A 17,672-nucleotide genomic window follows, 5' to 3' on the forward strand; every position below is an offset into this window, starting at 1 on the left:
CAAGGAGACCTCGACGACCTTGTCCCAGGCTCGGTGCTACCTGTGAGTTGTCTGGGAATCGGCGAGCGAGGCGCGGACCGCGTCACCGACCGCCTTGACGACCCGGTCGCGACCGGCCCGCAGGGTGGTGCGGTCGAGGGCGACCTCGACGACGCTCCGCCCCGTGACGGGCACCCGGAGCGCCGCGTCGAGCTCGTCCGCCGTGCGGACGAGGACGTGGGCCGCGCCGTACCCGGCCGCGAGCGCCCCGAGGTCTGCGCGCTGGGGTGTGGCGAAGAGCCGCTCGAACTGGGCGGCCCGCTCGGGCGCCCCGTGCTCGAGCGTGGCGAAGATGCCGCCGCCGACGTCGTTGAGGACGACGACCTGCAGGTCCACCTCCCGCTCGAGCGCCCCGCGCAGGAGAGAGCCGGCGTCGTGGAGGAACGTCAGGTCACCCACGAGGGCGCGGACGGGTACGCCGGCACCGAGCGCGATGCCTGTCGCCGTACCGATCGTCCCGTCGATACCCGCCAGGCCCCGGTTGGACACGGCACGTGCCGAGGCGCCCGCCGGCCACGGCGCCGCGACGAGGTCGAGGTGGCGCACGGCCATCGAGGACCCGACGACGAGCACCTCCGCACCCCCACGGCCCTCCTGCGTCGCCCGCGCGACCTCGCGGGCGACGACGAGACCGTTGAGCGGTGCGCCGTCGGACGGGCGGGAGTGGACGGCGTCGTCAGCGCGAGCCGCGACCGCGACCGCGACCGCAGCCGAGGAGGGCGAGGAGGTGGCGGCGAGCGCCACGACCCCTTCCCGCGCGGCTCCGGCTGCCCGCTGCCACCGGGCGAGCCAGCGCCGGTTCTCGCTCTCGGGGGCGGCGGCGGCCGCCACGTCCTCGGGAGCGGGGGCGGCGCCGGCGAGGACCTGGCTCGCGGTCCCCGCGGGGTCCGTCCACGTGGCCCCGGTGGGCGCGACGACGACGACCTCGACGTCCTCGCGAGCCAGGAGCCGGCTCACGGGCCGCGAGAGCGTCGGGCGCCCGAGGACGACGACGCGGCGGATCGCGCCGCCGAGCTCCGGCTCGCCGAGCAGCAGCCGGTAGTACGCGATGGCGTTGGGCAGCGAGCGCGCGCCGGACGTGGGCTCGGCGAGCAGCGGCCAGCCGCCGGCCTCGGCGAGCTCGCGGGCGGCGGGCCCGGCTCCGTCGCCCGCGACGACGACGGTGAGCGGGCACGGCGGGAGCGTCGTCGACGGGGGCATGGGTCGCGGGGGTACCAGCGCACGTCGGGCGGGGGGCACGCCCGGCTGCCACGGCGCCGCCGGCGTGAGCGGGTCCCGGAAGGCGACGTTGAGGTGGACCGGGCCCGGGTCCGCGCTCCGGGCGCCGGTCGCGGCCACGAGCGCCCGGGCGACGACCTGGCGCAGGGCCGGGGCGCCGGTCTCCCCGGCGGGGAGGTCGGCGCTCCAGCGCGGGGCCCGGCCGAAGATGCCGACCTGCTCCGTCGTCTGGTTGGCCCCCGTGCCGCGGACCTCGTGCGGGCGGTCGGCGCTGACGACGACGAGGGGGACGCCCGCGTGGGCCGCCTCGAGGACGGCGGGGTGGAGGTTGGCGACGGCGGTGCCGGACGTCGTGACGACGGCCACCGGCTCGGGCTCCCGCCCGCGCACGGCGGAGGACCGGCTCAGCCCGAGGGCGACGAAACCGGCCGACCTCTCGTCGAGGCGGACGTGGAGCTCGAGCCACCCGGCCTCGTGGGCGGCGTGGAGGGCGTAGGCGAAGGGCGCGCTGCGCGAGCCGGGAGCGAGGACGACGTGCCGTACTCCCCCGGCGACGAACGCCTCGACGAGCCCGCGCGCGACGACGGTGGCGGGCGCCTCGGAGGTCGTGGGTACGTCGGGGGTCGCGGGCGGCTCGTGTGTGCCGGGCGCCTCGCGGGCGCGGACGCTGCCAGGCGCCTCGCGGCCGCTGCCGGCCCCGGGCGTCGCCGCGGGGCCGGACCTCTGCGCCGCGTCGTCGCCGCTCATGGCGCTCCCTCGAGGTAGGCGCTCACCGCGGTGAGCCGCGCGGCCCAGCGCTGCGCCGTCGCGTCGTCGGCCGCCGAGACCGCGAGACTGGCGGGCGTGGGCGCCGGGCGCCGGACCGGGATGGCGCCGTCGACCGGGAGGAGCGGCTCGTCGACGGTGTCGCGCGTGAGGAGCTGGACGGTCGCGAGGCCGCACGCGTACGGGAGCTCGGGGAGGGCCGCCGCGAGCGCGAGGCCCGCGGCGATGCCGACGGAGGACTCCAGCGCCGAGGACACGACGACGGGCAGCCCCACCTGCTCGGCGAGGTCGAGGCAGGCCCTCACCCCACCGAGCGGCTGGACCTTGAGGACGACGACGTCGGCTGCCTCCGCCGCGCGCACGGCGAGCGGGTCGCGCGCCCGGCGGATGGACTCGTCCGCCGCGATCGGGATGTCGGTGCGCCGGCGCAGCGCCGCGAGGTCCTCCACCCGCGGGCACGGCTGCTCGGCGTACTCGAGGCCGCCCGCCGCCCGGTCGAGGAGAGCGAGTCGCTCGAGCGCCGTCTCGAGGTCCCACGCACCGTTCGCGTCGATCCGGATCCGGCCCCCCGGGCCCAGCGCGTCCCGGACCGCCTCGAGCCGCTCCTGCTCGTCCGCGAGCACCTGGCCCGCCTCAGCCACCTTGACCTTCGCGGTCGAGCACCCGCTCGCCCGCACGATCCGGGCGGCGTGCTCGGGGCCGACGGCGGGCACGGTGACGTTGACCGGGACGACGTCGCGGACGGCGGGCGGCCACCCCTCGTCCGCCGCCTCGCGCGCCGCGCGGAGCCACGCCCCGGACTCGGCGTCGTCGTAGTCCCAGAACGGGGAGAACTCGCCCCAGCCGGCGTCCCCGCGCAGGAGGACCCCGTCACGGACGTCGATCCCCCGGAAGCGGGTGCGCAGGGGCGCGGAGTACACCGCGACCGGGGCGGGATGCGTGAGGGGCACGCTCGCCAGGATAGGTGGAGGCGCCGACGCGGCGCCCTACCGGCCTGCGGTGCCCTCGTCGCCGGCGACGACCGCGGGCACCTCGCCGTCGTGCGCCGTCGTCGTGGCGAGGTTGAGGCCGACGATCCCGGCGACGATGAGGACGAGGGAGACGATCTTCAGGGTGGAGACGCCCTCGTGGAGCCAGATCATCCCGATCGTCGCGGTGACGGCCGCGCCGATGCCGGTCCACACCGCGTAGGCGGGACCGACCGGGAGCGTCCGCAGCGCGAAGGCGAGGCCGGCGAAGCTCGCGGCCGCGAGCACGAGGAACCCGACCGTCGGGCCGAGGCGGGTGAAGCCGTCCGAGGCCTTGAGGCACAAGGCCCACGCTGCCTCGAGCAGGCCCGAGAGGATGAGCACGGTCCAGGCGATGGGGACCACCCCGTTTCCGTATGTCTGCGTGCTGCGTTGCCGGCGACCGGTGTGCGGCGTCCGGCGTCTCGTGCTCGTCGCCGAGACGCGGGCCATGGTCTCACCGGTCCGGCCTCACCCGCCCGTCGCGGAGGCTTCACCGCAGTCGCTGGTCCCGACCGGCGAGGGTCAGTGCTGCGAACGGAACTCCTTCGAGGCTGCGAGCACGACGACGCCTACATCCGCGGGCTCCTCGAGGACCTCGGCCCCGCCGGGGACGGGGACGGGATCTGCATCGCGGGCGCGCGGGTGACCGGCGGTGCCGCCGCCCTCGCCGAGGAGCCGACCGGGCTCCCACTTGCCTGCCTCCTGTCGCAGGTCGACCTCACCCAGCTGGAGGCGTTCTCCCTCGTCGACGCCGTCGCGGACGCGTCTCACGCCTCGCGCGCGCCGACCCTGTCTCGCGCGAGCTGACCGTCCGCGCGAGACAGGGTCGAGCTCTCGCGACGTAGGGTCGGGCCATGAGCGAGCTACCCGCGGTGGTGTCCGAGACCTTCGACCCGACGGCGTGGCGCGAGGTCGAGGGGTTCGACTTCACGGACCTCACGTACCACCGCGGCGTCGACCGGACCGGCGCCTCGGGCGGCAGCACCGAGCGGGACCTCCCCGTCGTACGCATCGCCTTCAACCGGCCCGAGGTGCGCAACGCCTTTCGGCCCCAGACGGTCGACGAGCTGTACCGCGCCCTCGACCACGCGCGGATGACGCCCGACGTCGCCGCCGTCATCCTCACCGGCAACGGACCGAGCCCCAAGGACGGCGGGTGGGCCTTCTGCTCCGGCGGGGACCAGCGCATCCGCGGGCGTGACGGCTACCGCTACGAGGTCGACGGCTCCGACGACGAGGCCCCGCTCGAGCGTCGGCGCGAGCAGATCGACCCGGCGCGCGCGGGACGCCTGCACATCCTCGAGGTCCAGCGCCTCATCCGGACGATGCCGAAGGTCGTCATCGCGGTCGTCGGCGGGTGGGCAGCCGGGGGCGGCCACAGCCTCCACGTCGTGTGCGACCTGTCGATCGCCTCGCGCCAGCACGCGCGGTTCATGCAGACCGACGCGAACGTCGGGTCCTTCGACGCCGGGTACGGCTCGGCCCTGCTCGCCCGCCAGGTGGGCGACAAGCGTGCGCGCGAGATCTTCTTCCTCGCCCGCGAGTACTCCGCGGAGGACGCCGAGCGCTGGGGCGCGGTCAACGAGGTCGCCGACCACGAGGCCCTCGAGCCCCTCGCCCTCGAGTACGCGCGGATCATCGCGACGAAGTCGCCCCAGGCCGTCCGGATGCTCAAGTTCGCGTTCAACCTTCCCGACGACGGCATGGCCGGCCAGCAGGTGTTCGCCGGGGAGGCGACCCGCCTCGCGTACATGACCGACGAGGCCGTCGAGGGCCGCGACGCCTTCCTCGAGCGCCGCGCACCGGACTGGTCGCAGTTCCCGTACTACTTCTGAGCCGGCCCGGCCCGGCCCACTCCTGAGCGGGACCGGTCCGGACAGCTGCTGAGCGGGACTTGCCCGCACCACGTCACGGGAGCGGTGCGACCGACGCGTTGGCAGCGCCGGCCGGGTCAGCGGGAGGGCGCGACGAGGTCGAGCATCGTCGTCGCCAGCAGACCCGCCCCGAGCGCGAGCACGACGACGAACGCCGAGAGCACGAGCGCCGCGCCGACGACCGCGATGCGCGAGAGCACGCTTCCGGACTCCCACCGGGCGAGCCGGCTGCTCGCCGAGCGCGCTCCGGCGGTCGCCCAGGCGCCCCCCGCGGTCGCCCACGCTCCCGGTGACCGCGAGGCTCCTGCCATCGGGTCCACCGCTCCACGAACCTCGGCGTCCGCCACCCGCGTGGCCTCCGCGTCGACGGCGGTCGTCGCGACGGTCCCCACCGCGGTGCCCTGCGTCGTCCACGGACTCGGTCCTCCGGGGGCGCCCTGGACCCGCGCACCGCTCGTCAGCGGCGCGCCCGTCCCCCGCACCGCCCTCATCGGCCTTGCGCTCTGCCTCCGGAGCGTCATCGTGCTGCTCGCCGCCGGTCGTACGCTCATCGCTGCCATGCCTCAAGGCTCGCGTGCACGCGCCGTTGCCACATCGGCCCCTCGGATGGTTCCCGGAGACCAGAGGTCGCACCTGGGGCGCACCCGGTGTCCACCCCAGGGAGGACACGCGGCTACCGGGAGACAATGAGGTCCGAGCCGTGCACGGGCAGCAGCTCGACCCACGTGATGCCCGGCGCCAGCCGGACGTGGTCACCGGACTCGTCGGTGAGGACGAGCGGCTCGGCGGTGCCGCGCTTCGACCACGTCGCCCGGATCGTCCTGCCGGCGCCAGCGACGAGCGCCTCACCCTCACCCGTCATGACGGTCTCCGGCACCGGGAAGCCGGCGGGGTCGAGCGCGCCGGTGTCCGCGACCCGGACGCGGAGCACGACGACGTTGGCCGCGCCCAGCCGCTCGCCGTCAGTGGTGATCGCGGGCACCCCCCGTTCGTCGCGGAGCCACAGGCCGGCGGTGGGGTCCCAGGTCCACCCCGGGTTCGTCGCCGGGAACCGGAGGTCGACGGCGGTGGCCGCCGAGCCGAGGCGGGCGGCGCTCGCGTCGTCGGCGCTCGCGGCGAAGAGCAGCTGCGCGGGCGGGGGCTCGTCATGGCGCGCGTCCGCCTGCTCGAGGAAGTCCTCCGGCCGCCCGTAGAGGTTGTGGGGGCTGCGCCGTTCCTGGCTGCGGAAGAACCCGCCGTCGCCGTCGTCGTCGGAGACGAGCTGGATCCCCGCCTGGCGCACCTCGCTGAGGAACCGCGGCTGGCCGCCGGAGATGACGAGCACGCCGCCGAGCGCGCCCGTGATGCCCGCGTCCATGGGGCGCAGCGAGCGGATCGGGCCGACGACGTCCGGCAGCCGCGAGTGGAAGACGGCGTTGAACCGGGTCGTGCCGCCCTCGACGAGCTCCTCCCACACGACGTCCGCGTCCTCGAGGCCGGTCTGGGGGCGCGCCTGCGGGCTGTTCTCCACCTTGACCGAGACGGCGGCGCGCTCGTCCACGTCGCCGGGCACACCGGTGAGCGGCCACGCGCTGGGCTGCGGCGTCGGCGTGGCCTCGACCGTCGCCTGCTCCTCGGGGGAGGCCGGGGCACGATCGGCGAGGGCGGCCTGCTTCGCCGGCGCCGCGCAGCCCGCCAGCACCGCAGCGACCGCGACGAGCCCCGTCCAGGCAGCCGCCCGGGACCCCGTGCGACGAACCATGACGACGCCCCTCCCCCGCTCGCCCGCGCGGCACGGGCAGAGCGGGGCCAGGCTACGACCGATCTACCCTGACCGGGTGACGACCCACGCGCCCCGGCCCGGGCAATCTCCGTCGCTGCCCCGCGACGCCCGGCCCGTCCCGGCAGGCACCCGGCCCGTGGACGTCCACGCCCTCCTGTCCGCGCTCGCCGGCGTCCTCGGCTCCCCCGGGGCCGCCCCCCTGGCGCCCTACGACCCCGCGTCACCCGCCCCTATGCCGGCGCGCGCGGGCGCGCCGGCCCCGGCGGGGACCGCCGTCGTCGTGCGGACGTCCGGCTCGACGACGGGCAGCGGCCACCTCGTCGCCCTGAGCGGCGACGCCCTGCGCGCCTCCGCCCTTGCCACGCACGAGCACCTCGCGGGTCCGGGGCAGTGGCTCGCCTGCCTGCCCAGCCAGCACATCGCCGGGCTCCAGGTGCTCGTCCGCTCGCTCGTCGCCGGCACGGAGCCGGTCGTGCTGGACACGACGACGGGCTTCACGCCCGAGGCGCTCGCTGCGGCCGTGGCGACGATGCGCACGGACGTCCCCACGTACGCCTCGCTCGTCCCGACCCAGCTGCGCCGCGTGCTCGACGCCGGGCCGGGCGCGGTCGAGCCGCTCCGTGGCCTCGCCGCCATCCTCCTCGGCGGGGCGCGCACGCCGGACTCGCTGCTCGCGCGCGCCCACGCGGCGGGCCTGCGGGTCAGGACGACGTACGGGATGACGGAGACGGCCGGCGGGTGCGTGTACGACGGCGTCCCCCTGCCGGGCGTGCGGGTCCGCACCGGTGCGGACGGGCGCGTCCTCCTCGCCGGGCCCATGCTCGCCACCGGCTACCTCGACGACCCGGCCGCGCACGCGCGGACGTTCGTCACCGACGGCGGCGAGCGCTGGCTCCGCACGGCCGACGTCGGGATCCTCACGCCCGGCACGGACGGGCGGGCGCGCCTCCTCGTCGAGGGCCGCCTCGACGACGTCATCATCACGGGCGGCCTCAACGTCAGCCCCGCCGCCGTCGAGCAGGCGCTGGGGGACGTGCCCGGCGTCGCGGAGTCCGTCGTCGTGGGGGTGCCGGACGAGCAGTGGTCGGCGCTCGTCGTCGCCGTCGTCACGACCGCGCCGTCGGGACCGGCCCCGCGCCTCGATGCCGTCCGGGACGCCGTCGGCGCCCGGCTCGGGCGCCACCACGCGCCCCGCGCGCTCGTCGTCCTCGACGCACTGCCGTCCCGCGGGCCCGGGAAGACCGACCGGCGCGCAGCGACGAGGATCGCCGCCACCGCGCTCGCCGGCCACACCGGCCCTGGCGCCGACCTCACCGCGCCGCAGGCCCGGATCGTGGCCGTCGAGCGGCTCGGCTGAGGCCTGGCCCGCCGCCGATACCCTGGTCCCCCGCCCATCCTGAGGAGTTCCATGGCCACGCTCGCCGACTGGGTCGAAGGCGCCCGCCTCCGGACGCTCCCCGCCGCCGTCGCGCCGGTCCTCGTGGGCACCGGGGCCGCGTACGCCCTCGACTCGGGCTCCGTGCCGCGCGCCCTGCTCGCGGCCGGCGTCGCGCTCGCGCTGCAGGTGGGCGTCAACTACGCCAACGACTACTCCGACGGCGTCCGCGGCACCGACGACGTGCGCACCGGCCCGCCGCGGCTCACGGGCTCGGGCGCCGCCCGGCCGGGTCAGGTCAAGGCTGCCGCGTTCGCGGGCTTCGGCGTCGCCGCCGTCCTCGGGCTCGTCCTGTGCGCGGTGGCCGGGACGTGGTGGGTCATCGCCGTCGGCGCCGTCGCGGTCCTGGCCGCGTGGCGCTACACCGGAGGCAAGAACCCCTACGGGTACCGCGGGCTCGGCGAGATCGCCGTCTTCGTCTTCTTCGGGCTCGTGGCCGTCCTGGGCACGACGTACACGCAGGCGCTCACCGTCTCGTGGGCCGCCCTGGCCGGGGCGACCGGGATCGGCCTCCTCGCGTGCGCGCTGCTCATGGTCAACAACGTCCGTGACATCCCGACGGACACCGTCGCCGGCAAGCGGACCCTCGCCGTGCGGCTGGGCGACGCGCGGGCCCGCCGCACCTACGTCGCCATGGTCGTCCTGCCTCTCGTCCTCGCGCTCGCGCTCGCACCACAGCACCCGTGGGCCCTGCTCGTGCTCGTCCTCGCGCCCTGGGCGTGGCGCCTGTCGCGGACCGTGCTGGGCGGAGCTACCGGCCGTGGGCTCATCGTCGTCCTGCGCGACACCGGCCTGCTCGAGCTGGCCTACGGCCTACTTCTCGGCGTCGCCCTCGTCCTCTGAGCCCCCGCTTCGTCCGGAGGTGGGAGCGGGGCGAGCCTCGTGGCCCGCGCCGGACCGCGCCGGGTCTCCTGCCGCGGGCTGCACCGGCCCGACCGCCGGGCGCGACGGGCCGTCCGCTGAGGCCGACGGCTCGTCCGCAACGGGCTGCGCCAGACCTTCGGCCGCCTCGTCCTCGGCCCGCGCGTCGTCCTCCATCGCCGCGGCGAACCGCGGCCGGCCCCGGCGCTGGGCCCGCTCGGCGAGGTAGACGGCGGCCGCCTGCCGCTGGCGCGGCAGGACGAGGTAGGACAGCAGCGCCGCGAGGAGGATGGCGACGGCGACGAGCAGGAGGCCGCGCATCCCGAGGAGGTAGAGGCCGGCAGCGGCGACGAGGAGGATCGCGGCGCGCAGGAGGGTGTAGACGACGAGGGGCACCCAGCCAGCCTACGACCGCTGCCCGAGGGCTCGTCCCGTCGCCCTGTCCCTGCCCAGGGCGGTCCGTCGCGTCTGACCGGTGCCCGCCGCTCCCCTGGCGGTGCCTCCCCTGGCGGTGCTCCTTCGGGCCCCGAGAGATTAGGCTGGCGTGGATGCGATACCTCCCTCTCGTCGCCCTGCTGGTACTGACGATCTACGCCCTCGTGGACTGCGTGCGCTACGAGGACGAGAACCTGCCCAGCGGCATGCCGAAGGCGCTGTGGATCGTGCTCATCGTCATCTTCCCGGCGGCGGGGCCGATCGCCTGGCTCGTCGTCAGCCGGGCGAGCCGGGCGGGCGGAGCGACGCGCCCCGCCCGACCGAGCGCTGGCCCCGCCAACCCGTCCGGGTTCAGCACACGCCCCAGCCGGCGCCCAGCCGGCCCCGTCGCGCCCGACGACGACCCGGACTTCCTCGCCAACCTCGATCGCGCGCGCCGCGACCGTGAGCGCGAGGCACAGGGCCCCGCGGCCGCTCCCGAGGAGAAGCCGGGCCCGGGCGAGGCGCCGGACGAGCAGGAGCGCGACCGGGGCGACGGCACCACCCCCGCCGGAAGCGCCGGCTGAGCCGACCGCCGGTCGCCCGGGGATGCCGTCTCCTTCCCCGCCCCTGGCGACGCGCGCCCGGCTCGCTCCTCGCCGGTCACCGGCCCTGACGAGCGCCGCTTCGGCCTACAGCCCGGAGTAGCTGTGCTCGCTGACGAACAGCGTGTTGACGACGAAGTAGTTGACGAGGATGAGCGCGAAGCCGGTGAGGCAGAAGTAGGCGGCCTTGCGCCCGTCCCACCCGCGCGTGGCGCGCGCGTGGAGGTAGCCGGCGTAGACGACCCAGATGACGAACGTCCACACCTCCTTGGGGTCCCAGCCCCACGCGCGGCCCCAGGCGTGCTCGGCCCAGATGGCACCGGCGACGAGCGTGAACGTCCACAGGAGGAAGCCGACGGCGTTGAGCCGGTAGGCGAGGCGCTCGAGCTCGGCGGAAGCGGGGAGGGCGTCGGCCAGGCGGCCCCAGAAGCGCCGGCCGTCCGCCGACGTGGCCGCACCGCCGGGCGCAGCCACCGCCTCCGTGCGCCCGCCGACGCCGACGGGCGTGAGCGCCTCCTCGGTCCGGGGGGCCGAGACCTCCGCGCGCGCCGCGAGCTCGCTGCGCTCCTTGCCGAGCTGGACGGCGGAGAGCGCCGCCGCCACGGCCAGGACGCCGGTGGCGATCGTCGCGACGGAGACGTGGATGACGAGCCAGTAGCTGTCGAGCGCGGGCTGCACGCCGTCGGCGGCGAGGTAGAACACCGACACGGCGAGGCCGAGGGAGAGCAGGACCGGGGTGACGATGAACGCCCCGAGGAAGCGCAGGTCCCGCTTGACCTGGAGGCCGAGGAAGATCGCGACGGCGACGAACGAGAAGACGATGGAGAACTCGTACATGTTCGCCCACGGCACCCGCCCGGCGGCCACACCGCGCAGGACGATGCCGACGAGGTGGACGACGGCGCCGAGCGTCGTCGTCGCCATGGCGATGCCCACCGCGCGGCGCGGGCGCCCCTGGTCCCCGCCGTCGCGCAGGCCCGACAGGTCGATCCCGAAGGCGACCATGGCGATGGCGTAGCAGGCCATCGCGCCGTAGATCGCCAGGGTGCTCAGCTGGCCGAGGTCGTTCACGGTTCCTCCTGGGTGAGGCCCCCACGGGCCGGTCGGGACTCGCTCCGTGAGGGAGCGTCAGCATCGGGTTCGGCGTCGGGGACCGCGTCGAGGACGCGCTCCAGGTCCGCCTGCAGCCCCGGGTCCTCCCCGCGCGCGAGCGCGGCTGCGGCGACCACTGTACGTCCGTCGGCACCGGCCCCCACGCGGACCCACAGGCGGCGGCGGGGCACGAAGAGCGACGCCGCGAGACCGGTCATGGCGAGCAGGGAGAAGACGAGGAGCATGCCCACGGACGGGTCGTAGCGCAGGTCGAGAGCGGCGAAGCGCGGCAGCTCGCTGAAGGTGAGGGTGCCGAGGCCGTCGGGGAGGTCGACGCTCTGCCCCGGCTCGAGGAGGAGCGTGACCGGCGTGCCGTCGTCCTCCGCCGCCTGGGTCATCGCGTCGGTGTCGAGCTCGTAGGCGTTCTGCGGCACGCCGGCGTCGAGCCCGAGGTCGCCGGTGTACATCGTCAGGACGACGAGCGGGGACTGCGGCTGCGGGTGGACCGAGCGGATCCCGAGGACCGGGTCGACGACCGCCGTCGGCAGGAGGTATCCGGTGAAGCCGAGCTGGTCGAGCCCCGGGGAGACGTCCGGCACCTTGACGACGCCCCGCGAGGTGTAGACGCCGTCCTCGGGCAGGAAGGGGACCGGCTGCGAGAACGCGAGCTCCCCCTCGGCGTCGTGGACCGTGAGGACGGGCGCGAACCCGTTCCCGGAGAGGTAGATGTTCGCGCCGGCCGCCCGGAGCGGGTGGTTGACCTTGATCTCGTCGGAGTACTGCGCGCCGCCCGGCTCGGTGACGGTGACGTGTGCGGTGAAGTCGCGGGCCTGCGCATCCGGGGTGAACTCGGACGTGAACTCGTCGAGGGTGAAGGAGAACGGCTCGAGGTTCCCCTCCGCGAAGAACGTCCCCGGGGTGAAGGAGTCGTAGTCGACGACGGCGTTGGCGAACCCACGTCCCTCGACGACGATCGCCTGGCCGCGGTAGCTGAGCGTCTGCCCGGCCCCCATGGCGATGAGGACCCCGACGAGCGAGAGGTGGAAGAGGATGTTGCCCGTCTCCCGCAGGTACCCGCGCTCGGCGGAGATCCCGTCGTCCGTGACGACCGTGCGGTAGCGGCCCTTGAGGGCGCGCAGGACGGCGTCCCTCGCGGCGTCGGGGGTCGTGCCGGACGTGCGCTCCCCGCGCGTGGCGAAGCGGGCGAAGTTGCGCGGTACCCGCGGGGGCGCCGCCCGGAGCGCGCGGACGTGCGCGGCGAGCCGGGGAAGGATGCACCCGATGAGCGAGATGAAGAGCAGGAGGTAGACCGCGGCGAACCACGGCGCGGCGTAGACGTCGAAGAACCCGAGCCGCTCGAGCCACTCCCCGGCGGTGGGGTGGTCGGCGACGTAACGCGTGACGGCCGCCGGGTCCTGCGGGACCTGCGGGAAGAACGAGCCGGGCAGGGCGGCGATCGCGAGGAGCATGAGGAGCAGGAGCGCCACGCGCATGCTCGTCAGCTGGCGCCACGTCCACCGCAGCCAGCCGCGGACGCCGAGGCCGACGGGCTGGGCGGCCGGGGCGGGGGCGGACCCGGGGGCGTCGAGGCCCGTGCGCAGGCCCTCGGGGCGGTAGGCCATCAGACGACCGTCACGAAGCCGGCGACGAGCCCCTGCACCCAGCCCGCGAACACGCCCCACACGCCCGTGACGAGCGCGAGCCCGAGCAGGACGAGCATGGCGCCGCCGACGCGCATGATCGCCACGCGGTGCCGGCGCAGGAAGCCGACCGTGCGGGTCGAGCGCGCGTAGGCGAGCGCGATGAGGACGAACGGCAGCCCGAGCCCGAGGCAGTAGGCCAGGGCGAGGATGCCTCCGCGCACGGGGTCACCGCCGTCGAGCGAGAGGAGGAGGACGGCGGAGAGGGTGGGGCCGATGCACGGGGCCCAGCCGAGCCCGAACACGACGCCGAGCACCGGGGCTCCCCACAGCCCTGCCCGCGGGCTCAGCCGCAGCCGCCGCTCTCGCTGGAGGAACGGGACGGCGCCCATGAACGCGAGCCCCATGAGGATGACGACGACGCCGAGCACGCGCGTGATCGTGTCCACCCAGGGGGCCAGCGCCACCCCGAGCCAGCCGAAGACGACGCCGAGGAGGACGAACACCGCGGAGAAACCGGCGACGAAGAGGAGGACGCCCCACAGCAGCCGGCGGCTCGCACCGGACGCCGCCTCCGCTCCCCCGCGCGCCCCCTTGGCGCCCAGGTCCCCGCTCATGCCGCCGAGGTACCCGACGTAGCCGGGCACGAGGGGCAGGACGCACGGGGAGGCGAAGGAGACGGCGCCGGCGACGAGGGCGACGGGCAGCGCGGCGAGGAGCGGGCCCGACAGGACGGTGGCGCGGAAGGTCTCGGCGAGGGCGTCGAAGGACACTCAGGCCGCCTCGGCGAGGACGTCGTCGATGAGGCCGCGCAGGACCGTCGGGTCGGCCTGCCCGAGGACGCGGGCGGCGACGTTCCCGTCGGTGTCGAGGACGACCGTCGTCGGCATGGCCTGGAGGGGGACGACGCCCTCGAGCGCCGCGACGCCGCGGGCGTCGTCGTCGTGGAGGCTCGGGTACGGAACCGCGAAGGTGCGCTCGAACGCCTGGGCCGTCCCCGCGTCGTCGCGCGGGTTGACGCCGAGAAGCCGCACGCCCTCGGGGGCGTAGTCGGCGTGGACGGCCGCGAGGTCCGGGGCCTCGGCGCGGCACGGCGGGCACGCCGCGTACCAGAAGTTGAGGACGACGACGTCACCGCGCCACTGCGCGAGGTCGACCTCCTCACCCGCGAACGTCGTCCCCGTGAGCTCGACGGGGCCGGTGCGCTCCCCCTCCTCCCACACGGTCCAGGAGCCGTCGCCTGCCTCGTAACCGGCACCCTCGACCTGGTCGGCGCCCGCCTGACCGGTGGTGGAGCACCCCGCGAGGAGCGCCGCGGCGGCGAGGAGCGCGGCGAGCCGTCGCCTCATGCGTCCTCCGCCCGCGGCCGCGCCTGAGAGGTGCCGGGCAGGATGTCACGGGCACCGGCGACGAGGTCGGCGGCCGGCTCCCAGTAACCCAGTCCCACGAGGCGGGGGCCCTCGAACGTGAGGGAGGTGAGCGAGGCGAGCGCGCACTGGCGGCGGCGGGGGTCGTGCCACAGGGGCCGGCGCTCGAGGAAGAGGCGCGTCACCCAGATGGGGAGCTGGTGGCTGACGAGGAGCGCCTCCGCGCCGGGCTCGTCGGCGACCTGCCTGCGGGCGTCGCCGACGGCGGCGCTCACCCGGGCAACCTGGTCGCGGTAGGGCTCGCCCCAGCTGGGCCGGAACGGGTTGACGTAGCGCGAGTAGTACCGCGGGTGGGCGAGCATCGCCCGGTCACGGCCCACCTGCGTGCCCTCGAAGTCGTTCTCCGCCTCGAGCAGGCGCGCGTCGGTGCGCAGCGGGAGGCCGAACGCCTCCGCCGTCGGGGTGGCCGTCTCCTGCGCGCGCTGGAGCGGCGAGGCGACGACGAGCCGGAGGTCGTGGCCGCCCTCGTGGAGGACGTGCGCGACGCGGCGCGCCATGGCCTGGCCGCGGTCCGAGAGCCGGAAACCGGGCAGCCGCCCGTACAGGACGCCGTCGGGGTTGTGGACCTCCCCGTGCCGGAGCAGGTGAACCGTCGTTCGCGACATGGTCTTAGTGTCGCAAATCTTCCTGGGCACCCCGTCCACGCCGGAGCCGCAGCACCCTGGCCCCGGCGGCCGCGCGGACCGCCGGGCGCAGCGCGCCGCGGCCCGGCCCCCCGGGAGGGCCACGGCCGGTGGCGCGGCTCACGGCGGGAGACCTCTTGCGACGCTCCCACGGCCGTGCAATAGTTGAAGTCTCAACCGACTACTTCCTGGAGGAACCGCCATGGCCAGCACCCCCGCACCGGGCACATACGTCATCGACCTCGCGCACAGCGAGGCCAGCTTCACCGTCCGTCACGCCGGCATCTCCAAGGTCCGTGGCAAGTTCGAGAAGTTCGAGGGCACGATCACCGTGGGCGAGGACCTCGCGTCCTCCTCGGCGTCCGTCACCATCGACGCCGCCTCGATCAACACCGGCGACGCGAACCGCGACGGCCACCTGCGCTCCGCCGACTTCTGGGACGCCGAGAACAAGCCGACGTGGACCTTCGTCAGCACGAGCATCGAGGGCGCCGACAGCGAGTTCGTCCTGGCCGGCGACCTCACCATCAACGGCGTCACCCGCCCCGTCGCGCTCGAGACCGAGTTCAACGGCTCGGTCGTCGACGCCTTCGGCGCCCCGCGCATCGGCTTCTCCGCCACGACGCAGATCTCCCGCAAGGACTTCGGCCTCACCTGGAACGCCGCCATGGAGACCGGCGGCTTCCTCGTCGGCGACAAGATCTCGATCTCGATCGAGATCGAGGCGACCCCCGTCGAGGCCGGCGACGCCGCCGAGGCCGCGGTCGAGGGCGAGACCCAGGCCTGATCCCCGCGGACCGGCCTCGCACACGGGTCCGGTCCACCGTCCGGGCACCCGAGCCCGGCACGACGAACGGCGGCCGCTGCCCAGCGGCCGCCGTTCGTCGTCCCCGGGGGGAGCCGCAGCGGGAGCCGGCCCGACGGCGGCGAAGGAGCCGGCACGTCGAACCGGCGGCGACGCAGGGCCGTCAGGGACGGCGACGCCGCCACGGGATCCGGGAGGTCGCGCGTGCCCCGTCGGCCCCTGACGGCGGCGCGAGCGCTGACCGCAGACGCGCGCCGTCGATGCGCCAGTACCCCTGCTGGACCCCGTCGACCTCGACGACCGGGACGAGCTCGCCGTAGCGCTCGCGCAGGGCGGCGTCGGAGTCGACGTCGACCTCTCGCCACGAGACACCGGCCCGGGCGCACTCCGCCGCGAGGAGAGCCCGCGCCTCGTCGCACAGGTGGCACCCCGCGCGCCCGTACAGGACCGCCCGCTCGTCGCCGGTCTCCATCGGCGCCCGCCCTTCTCCTCGTGCAGCGCCCGGCGCACTCCGCACCGTGCAAGCCTAGTGAGATCGTTATGGTGAGCAGGTGCCAGTGCCGAGCGGCGAGCCCGCGCCAACGCCAACGCCAACGCCAACGCCGCAACCCTCCCCGGTCCCGCCCCGCCCCCGGGGCGGCGAAGACCCCGAGCCGGTCCCGTCCCGTCCCGCGGACGGTGACGGCGATCGCGACGGCGACGGCGACGCCGGCGTGGCCGCGTTCTTCGACGTCGACAACACGATCATTCGCGGGGCGAGCGCCTACCACCTCGCGCGCGAGCTCTACCGGCGCGACTTCTTCGGCGCCCGGGACATCGTCTTCTTCGCCGGGCACTCCCTCGCCTACGGCATCCTCGGCGAGGACACCCGCCGCATCGCCGCGGTCCGCGCGCGGGCGCTACGCATCGTCCGCGGTCGCACCGTCGCGGAGATCGTCTCCATCGGCGAGGAGGTCTACGACCAGGTCCTCGCCCACCGCGTCTTCCCGGGTGCCCGGGCCCTCATCGACGGCCACCTCGCGGCCGGTCACCAGGTGTGGCTCATCACGGCCACGCCGGCCGAGATCGGTGACCTCATCGCGCGCCGGCTCGGGGTGACGGGCGCGCTCGGCACCATCGCCGAGGTGAAGGACGGGACGTACACCGGCCACCTCGAGGCCAACATGCTCCACGGCGAGGGGAAGAAGGCGGCCGCGCTCGAGGTCGCCGAGCGCGAGGGCCTCGACCTCGAGCGCAGCTACGCGTACGGGGACTCGATCAACGACACGCCGATCCTGTCCTCCGTGGGGCACCCGTGCGCCATCAACCCGGAACCTCGGCTCCGGCTCCATGCGGCGGAGGTGGGCTGGCCGGTGCGCGACTTCCGCCGTCGGCGCCGGAACGTGCGCACGGGCATGCGGCGCGGGGTCCGCAGCGCGGGCTGGGCGGGGGCCGCATGGGCCGCCTCGAGCGTCGTCCGCGCCCTCTCGCGCCAGCTCACCGAGCGGTTCACGGGCCGCTGAGCGAGGGGCCGGTCGCGCGCCACGGGGCGTGCGGCCCCGCCACCGTGCGCGGCCCTGCGGGCGTAGGGTCCCCGCCGCCGTGGGCGGGCCGCCCCGCCGGGGACATGACTCAGGCCCGGCATGAGCCGGGCCTGGGGGTCATGACGGCAGGGCCGTCACTTCTTGTTGCGTCGCTGGTGGCGCGTCTTGCGAAGCAGCTTGCGGTGCTTCTTCTTGGACATGCGCTTGCGCCGCTTCTTGATGACAGAGCCCATGGGACCTCGCAGTGCTGATCGAGCCGGATGATGGGTGGCGCGCAGCACGCGCTACACGCAGAACAGGGGAAGTCTACCCGTCTCAGCGGGCTTCGCGCTCCGGCTGCCAGTCCCCGACCCCGCTGGAGAGCAGATCCTCGACGGCCGCCTGCGGCACACGGAACGAGCGGCCTACCCGGACCGCCGGGATCTCGCCGGCGTGGACCATGCGGTACACGGTCATCTTCGAGACGCGGATGAGCTCGGCAACCTCGGCCACGGTGAGGAACCGCGGCGCCTGCTGCTCAGCCATCTCTACCTGCCTCGTGTCGCCGGTGCGGCCCTGAGGGCAGCAGTCTCTGCAGGC

21 protein-coding genes are annotated in these 17,672 nt (G+C 75.4%); 7 read left to right on the top strand and 14 right to left on the bottom strand.

Annotation, left to right across the window (positions count from 1 at the left end; translation table 11 throughout):
* Positions 1 to 36 precede the first annotated feature (36 nt).
* Genes menD through V2J63_RS00630 form a run of 3 tightly spaced genes read right to left on the bottom strand, consistent with a single transcriptional unit; the run spans position 37 to position 3,386 of the window.
* Positions 37 to 2,004, bottom strand: coding sequence for a 2-succinyl-5-enolpyruvyl-6-hydroxy-3-cyclohexene-1-carboxylic-acid synthase (gene menD, locus V2J63_RS00620; protein ID WP_331229043.1), 1,968 nt, complete (start codon positions 2,002 to 2,004; stop codon positions 37 to 39).
* Entirely contained in the window at positions 2,001 to 2,972 is a 972-nt protein-coding gene (locus V2J63_RS00625; RefSeq protein WP_331229044.1) for an o-succinylbenzoate synthase, read from the bottom strand. Before V2J63_RS00625 ends, menD begins: the two co-directional genes overlap by 4 nt.
* 36 nt (positions 2,973 to 3,008) lie before the next feature.
* Positions 3,009 to 3,386: a DMT family transporter gene (locus V2J63_RS00630; RefSeq protein WP_491062210.1), complete on the bottom strand. Its 378-nt coding sequence runs from the start codon at positions 3,384 to 3,386 to the stop codon at positions 3,009 to 3,011.
* A gap of 171 nt (positions 3,387 to 3,557) precedes the next feature.
* Between V2J63_RS00630 and V2J63_RS00635 the strand changes: the two genes are divergently transcribed.
* Together V2J63_RS00635 and V2J63_RS00640 are read left to right on the top strand one after the other, a co-directional pair.
* Positions 3,558 to 3,839 (top strand): hypothetical protein, encoded by a 282-nt coding sequence (locus V2J63_RS00635; RefSeq protein WP_331229046.1) that lies wholly within the window; start codon positions 3,558 to 3,560, stop codon positions 3,837 to 3,839.
* A gap of 47 nt (positions 3,840 to 3,886) precedes the next feature.
* On the top strand, positions 3,887 to 4,867 hold the full coding sequence (locus tag V2J63_RS00640; RefSeq protein ID WP_331229047.1) for a 1,4-dihydroxy-2-naphthoyl-CoA synthase: 981 nt from the start codon (positions 3,887 to 3,889) through the stop codon (positions 4,865 to 4,867).
* A gap of 116 nt (positions 4,868 to 4,983) precedes the next feature.
* Here the strand turns inward: V2J63_RS00640 and V2J63_RS00645 are convergent, their stop codons facing one another.
* Both V2J63_RS00645 and V2J63_RS00650 read right to left on the bottom strand, forming a co-directional pair.
* The gene (locus V2J63_RS00645) at positions 4,984 to 5,457 is read right to left on the bottom strand and encodes a hypothetical protein (protein WP_331229048.1); all 474 of its coding nucleotides are present in this window, start codon (positions 5,455 to 5,457) and stop codon (positions 4,984 to 4,986) included.
* Between the two features lie 122 nt (positions 5,458 to 5,579).
* The gene (locus V2J63_RS00650; RefSeq protein WP_331229049.1) at positions 5,580 to 6,647 is read right to left on the bottom strand and encodes a DUF3048 domain-containing protein; all 1,068 of its coding nucleotides are present in this window, start codon (positions 6,645 to 6,647) and stop codon (positions 5,580 to 5,582) included.
* Positions 6,648 to 6,723: 76 nt separating this feature from the next.
* Here V2J63_RS00650 and V2J63_RS00655 point away from each other — a divergent pair, with 76 nt between their 5' ends.
* Both V2J63_RS00655 and V2J63_RS00660 read left to right on the top strand, forming a co-directional pair.
* Complete coding sequence (locus tag V2J63_RS00655) at positions 6,724 to 8,025, top strand: AMP-binding protein (RefSeq protein WP_331229050.1); 1,302 nt, start codon at positions 6,724 to 6,726, stop codon at positions 8,023 to 8,025.
* Positions 8,026 to 8,076: 51 nt separating this feature from the next.
* A complete protein-coding gene (locus V2J63_RS00660) occupies positions 8,077 to 8,946 on the top strand; it encodes a 1,4-dihydroxy-2-naphthoate polyprenyltransferase (RefSeq protein ID WP_331229051.1) in 870 nt (289 codons plus the stop codon).
* On the opposite strand, the gene V2J63_RS00665 is transcribed toward V2J63_RS00660, so the two are convergent.
* The gene (locus V2J63_RS00665) at positions 8,917 to 9,360 is read right to left on the bottom strand and encodes a DUF4229 domain-containing protein (protein ID WP_331229052.1); all 444 of its coding nucleotides are present in this window, start codon (positions 9,358 to 9,360) and stop codon (positions 8,917 to 8,919) included. The two genes, V2J63_RS00660 and V2J63_RS00665, sit on opposite strands and share 30 nt — an antisense overlap.
* 152 nt (positions 9,361 to 9,512) lie before the next feature.
* Between V2J63_RS00665 and V2J63_RS00670 the strand changes: the two genes are divergently transcribed.
* The gene (locus tag V2J63_RS00670; protein WP_331229053.1) at positions 9,513 to 9,965 is read left to right on the top strand and encodes a PLD nuclease N-terminal domain-containing protein; all 453 of its coding nucleotides are present in this window, start codon (positions 9,513 to 9,515) and stop codon (positions 9,963 to 9,965) included.
* A gap of 105 nt (positions 9,966 to 10,070) precedes the next feature.
* On the opposite strand, the gene ccsB is transcribed toward V2J63_RS00670, so the two are convergent.
* Genes ccsB through V2J63_RS00695 form a run of 5 tightly spaced genes read right to left on the bottom strand, consistent with a single transcriptional unit; the run spans position 10,071 to position 14,747 of the window.
* Complete coding sequence (ccsB, locus tag V2J63_RS00675; protein ID WP_331229054.1) at positions 10,071 to 11,054, bottom strand: c-type cytochrome biogenesis protein CcsB; 984 nt, start codon at positions 11,052 to 11,054, stop codon at positions 10,071 to 10,073.
* Entirely contained in the window at positions 11,051 to 12,697 is a 1,647-nt protein-coding gene (gene resB / locus V2J63_RS00680; RefSeq protein ID WP_331229055.1) for a cytochrome c biogenesis protein ResB, read from the bottom strand. The genes ccsB and resB overlap by 4 nt, the downstream gene beginning before the upstream one ends.
* Entirely contained in the window at positions 12,697 to 13,488 is a 792-nt protein-coding gene (locus V2J63_RS00685) for a cytochrome c biogenesis CcdA family protein (protein WP_331229056.1), read from the bottom strand. Before V2J63_RS00685 ends, resB begins: the two co-directional genes overlap by 1 nt.
* Positions 13,489 to 14,064 (bottom strand): TlpA family protein disulfide reductase, encoded by a 576-nt coding sequence (locus tag V2J63_RS00690; protein WP_331229057.1) that lies wholly within the window; start codon positions 14,062 to 14,064, stop codon positions 13,489 to 13,491. It abuts the gene before it with no gap.
* Positions 14,061 to 14,747 (bottom strand): histidine phosphatase family protein, encoded by a 687-nt coding sequence (locus tag V2J63_RS00695; protein WP_331229058.1) that lies wholly within the window; start codon positions 14,745 to 14,747, stop codon positions 14,061 to 14,063. The genes V2J63_RS00690 and V2J63_RS00695 overlap by 4 nt, the downstream gene beginning before the upstream one ends.
* 220 nt (positions 14,748 to 14,967) lie before the next feature.
* Here V2J63_RS00695 and V2J63_RS00700 point away from each other — a divergent pair, with 220 nt between their 5' ends.
* Positions 14,968 to 15,552, top strand: coding sequence for a YceI family protein (locus V2J63_RS00700; RefSeq protein ID WP_331229059.1), 585 nt, complete (start codon positions 14,968 to 14,970; stop codon positions 15,550 to 15,552).
* 181 nt (positions 15,553 to 15,733) lie between these two features.
* Here the strand turns inward: V2J63_RS00700 and V2J63_RS00705 are convergent, their stop codons facing one another.
* On the bottom strand, positions 15,734 to 16,042 hold the full coding sequence (locus V2J63_RS00705; RefSeq protein WP_331229060.1) for a glutaredoxin family protein: 309 nt from the start codon (positions 16,040 to 16,042) through the stop codon (positions 15,734 to 15,736).
* A gap of 241 nt (positions 16,043 to 16,283) precedes the next feature.
* Here V2J63_RS00705 and V2J63_RS00710 point away from each other — a divergent pair, with 241 nt between their 5' ends.
* Entirely contained in the window at positions 16,284 to 17,072 is a 789-nt protein-coding gene (locus V2J63_RS00710; protein WP_331229061.1) for an HAD family hydrolase, read from the top strand.
* Positions 17,073 to 17,227: 155 nt separating this feature from the next.
* Here the strand turns inward: V2J63_RS00710 and V2J63_RS00715 are convergent, their stop codons facing one another.
* Positions 17,228 to 17,326, bottom strand: a complete 99-nt coding sequence (locus V2J63_RS00715; RefSeq protein ID WP_005504750.1) for a 30S ribosomal protein bS22 — start codon at positions 17,324 to 17,326, stop codon at positions 17,228 to 17,230.
* Positions 17,327 to 17,408: 82 nt separating this feature from the next.
* Positions 17,409 to 17,618: a helix-turn-helix domain-containing protein gene (locus tag V2J63_RS00720; RefSeq protein ID WP_331229062.1), complete on the bottom strand. Its 210-nt coding sequence runs from the start codon at positions 17,616 to 17,618 to the stop codon at positions 17,409 to 17,411.
* Positions 17,619 to 17,672 lie beyond the last annotated feature (54 nt).

This window comes from Georgenia wangjunii (assembly GCF_036421975.1).
Taxonomy (GTDB): domain Bacteria; phylum Actinomycetota; class Actinomycetes; order Actinomycetales; family Actinomycetaceae; genus Georgenia_A; species Georgenia_A wangjunii.

Excerpts from the sequence above, each read along its gene's own strand:
- menD (WP_331229043.1), bottom strand. The coding sequence starts at position 2,004 with ATGAGCGGCGACGACGCGGCGCAGAGGTCCGGCCCCGCGGCGACGCCC.
- V2J63_RS00640 (WP_331229047.1), top strand. The coding sequence starts at position 3,887 with ATGAGCGAGCTACCCGCGGTGGTGTCCGAGACCTTCGACCCGACGGCG.
- V2J63_RS00645 (WP_331229048.1), bottom strand. The coding sequence starts at position 5,457 with ATGAGCGTACGACCGGCGGCGAGCAGCACGATGACGCTCCGGAGGCAG.
- V2J63_RS00650 (WP_331229049.1), bottom strand. The coding sequence starts at position 6,647 with ATGGTTCGTCGCACGGGGTCCCGGGCGGCTGCCTGGACGGGGCTCGTC.
- V2J63_RS00660 (WP_331229051.1), top strand. The coding sequence starts at position 8,077 with ATGGCCACGCTCGCCGACTGGGTCGAAGGCGCCCGCCTCCGGACGCTC.
- V2J63_RS00670 (WP_331229053.1), top strand. The coding sequence starts at position 9,513 with ATGCGATACCTCCCTCTCGTCGCCCTGCTGGTACTGACGATCTACGCC.
- resB (WP_331229055.1), bottom strand. The coding sequence starts at position 12,697 with ATGGCCTACCGCCCCGAGGGCCTGCGCACGGGCCTCGACGCCCCCGGG.
- V2J63_RS00690 (WP_331229057.1), bottom strand. The coding sequence starts at position 14,064 with ATGAGGCGACGGCTCGCCGCGCTCCTCGCCGCCGCGGCGCTCCTCGCG.
- V2J63_RS00695 (WP_331229058.1), bottom strand. The coding sequence starts at position 14,747 with ATGTCGCGAACGACGGTTCACCTGCTCCGGCACGGGGAGGTCCACAAC.
- V2J63_RS00700 (WP_331229059.1), top strand. The coding sequence starts at position 14,968 with ATGGCCAGCACCCCCGCACCGGGCACATACGTCATCGACCTCGCGCAC.
- V2J63_RS00705 (WP_331229060.1), bottom strand. The coding sequence starts at position 16,042 with ATGGAGACCGGCGACGAGCGGGCGGTCCTGTACGGGCGCGCGGGGTGC.
- V2J63_RS00715 (WP_005504750.1), bottom strand. The coding sequence starts at position 17,326 with ATGGGCTCTGTCATCAAGAAGCGGCGCAAGCGCATGTCCAAGAAGAAG.
- V2J63_RS00720 (WP_331229062.1), bottom strand. The coding sequence starts at position 17,618 with ATGGCTGAGCAGCAGGCGCCGCGGTTCCTCACCGTGGCCGAGGTTGCC.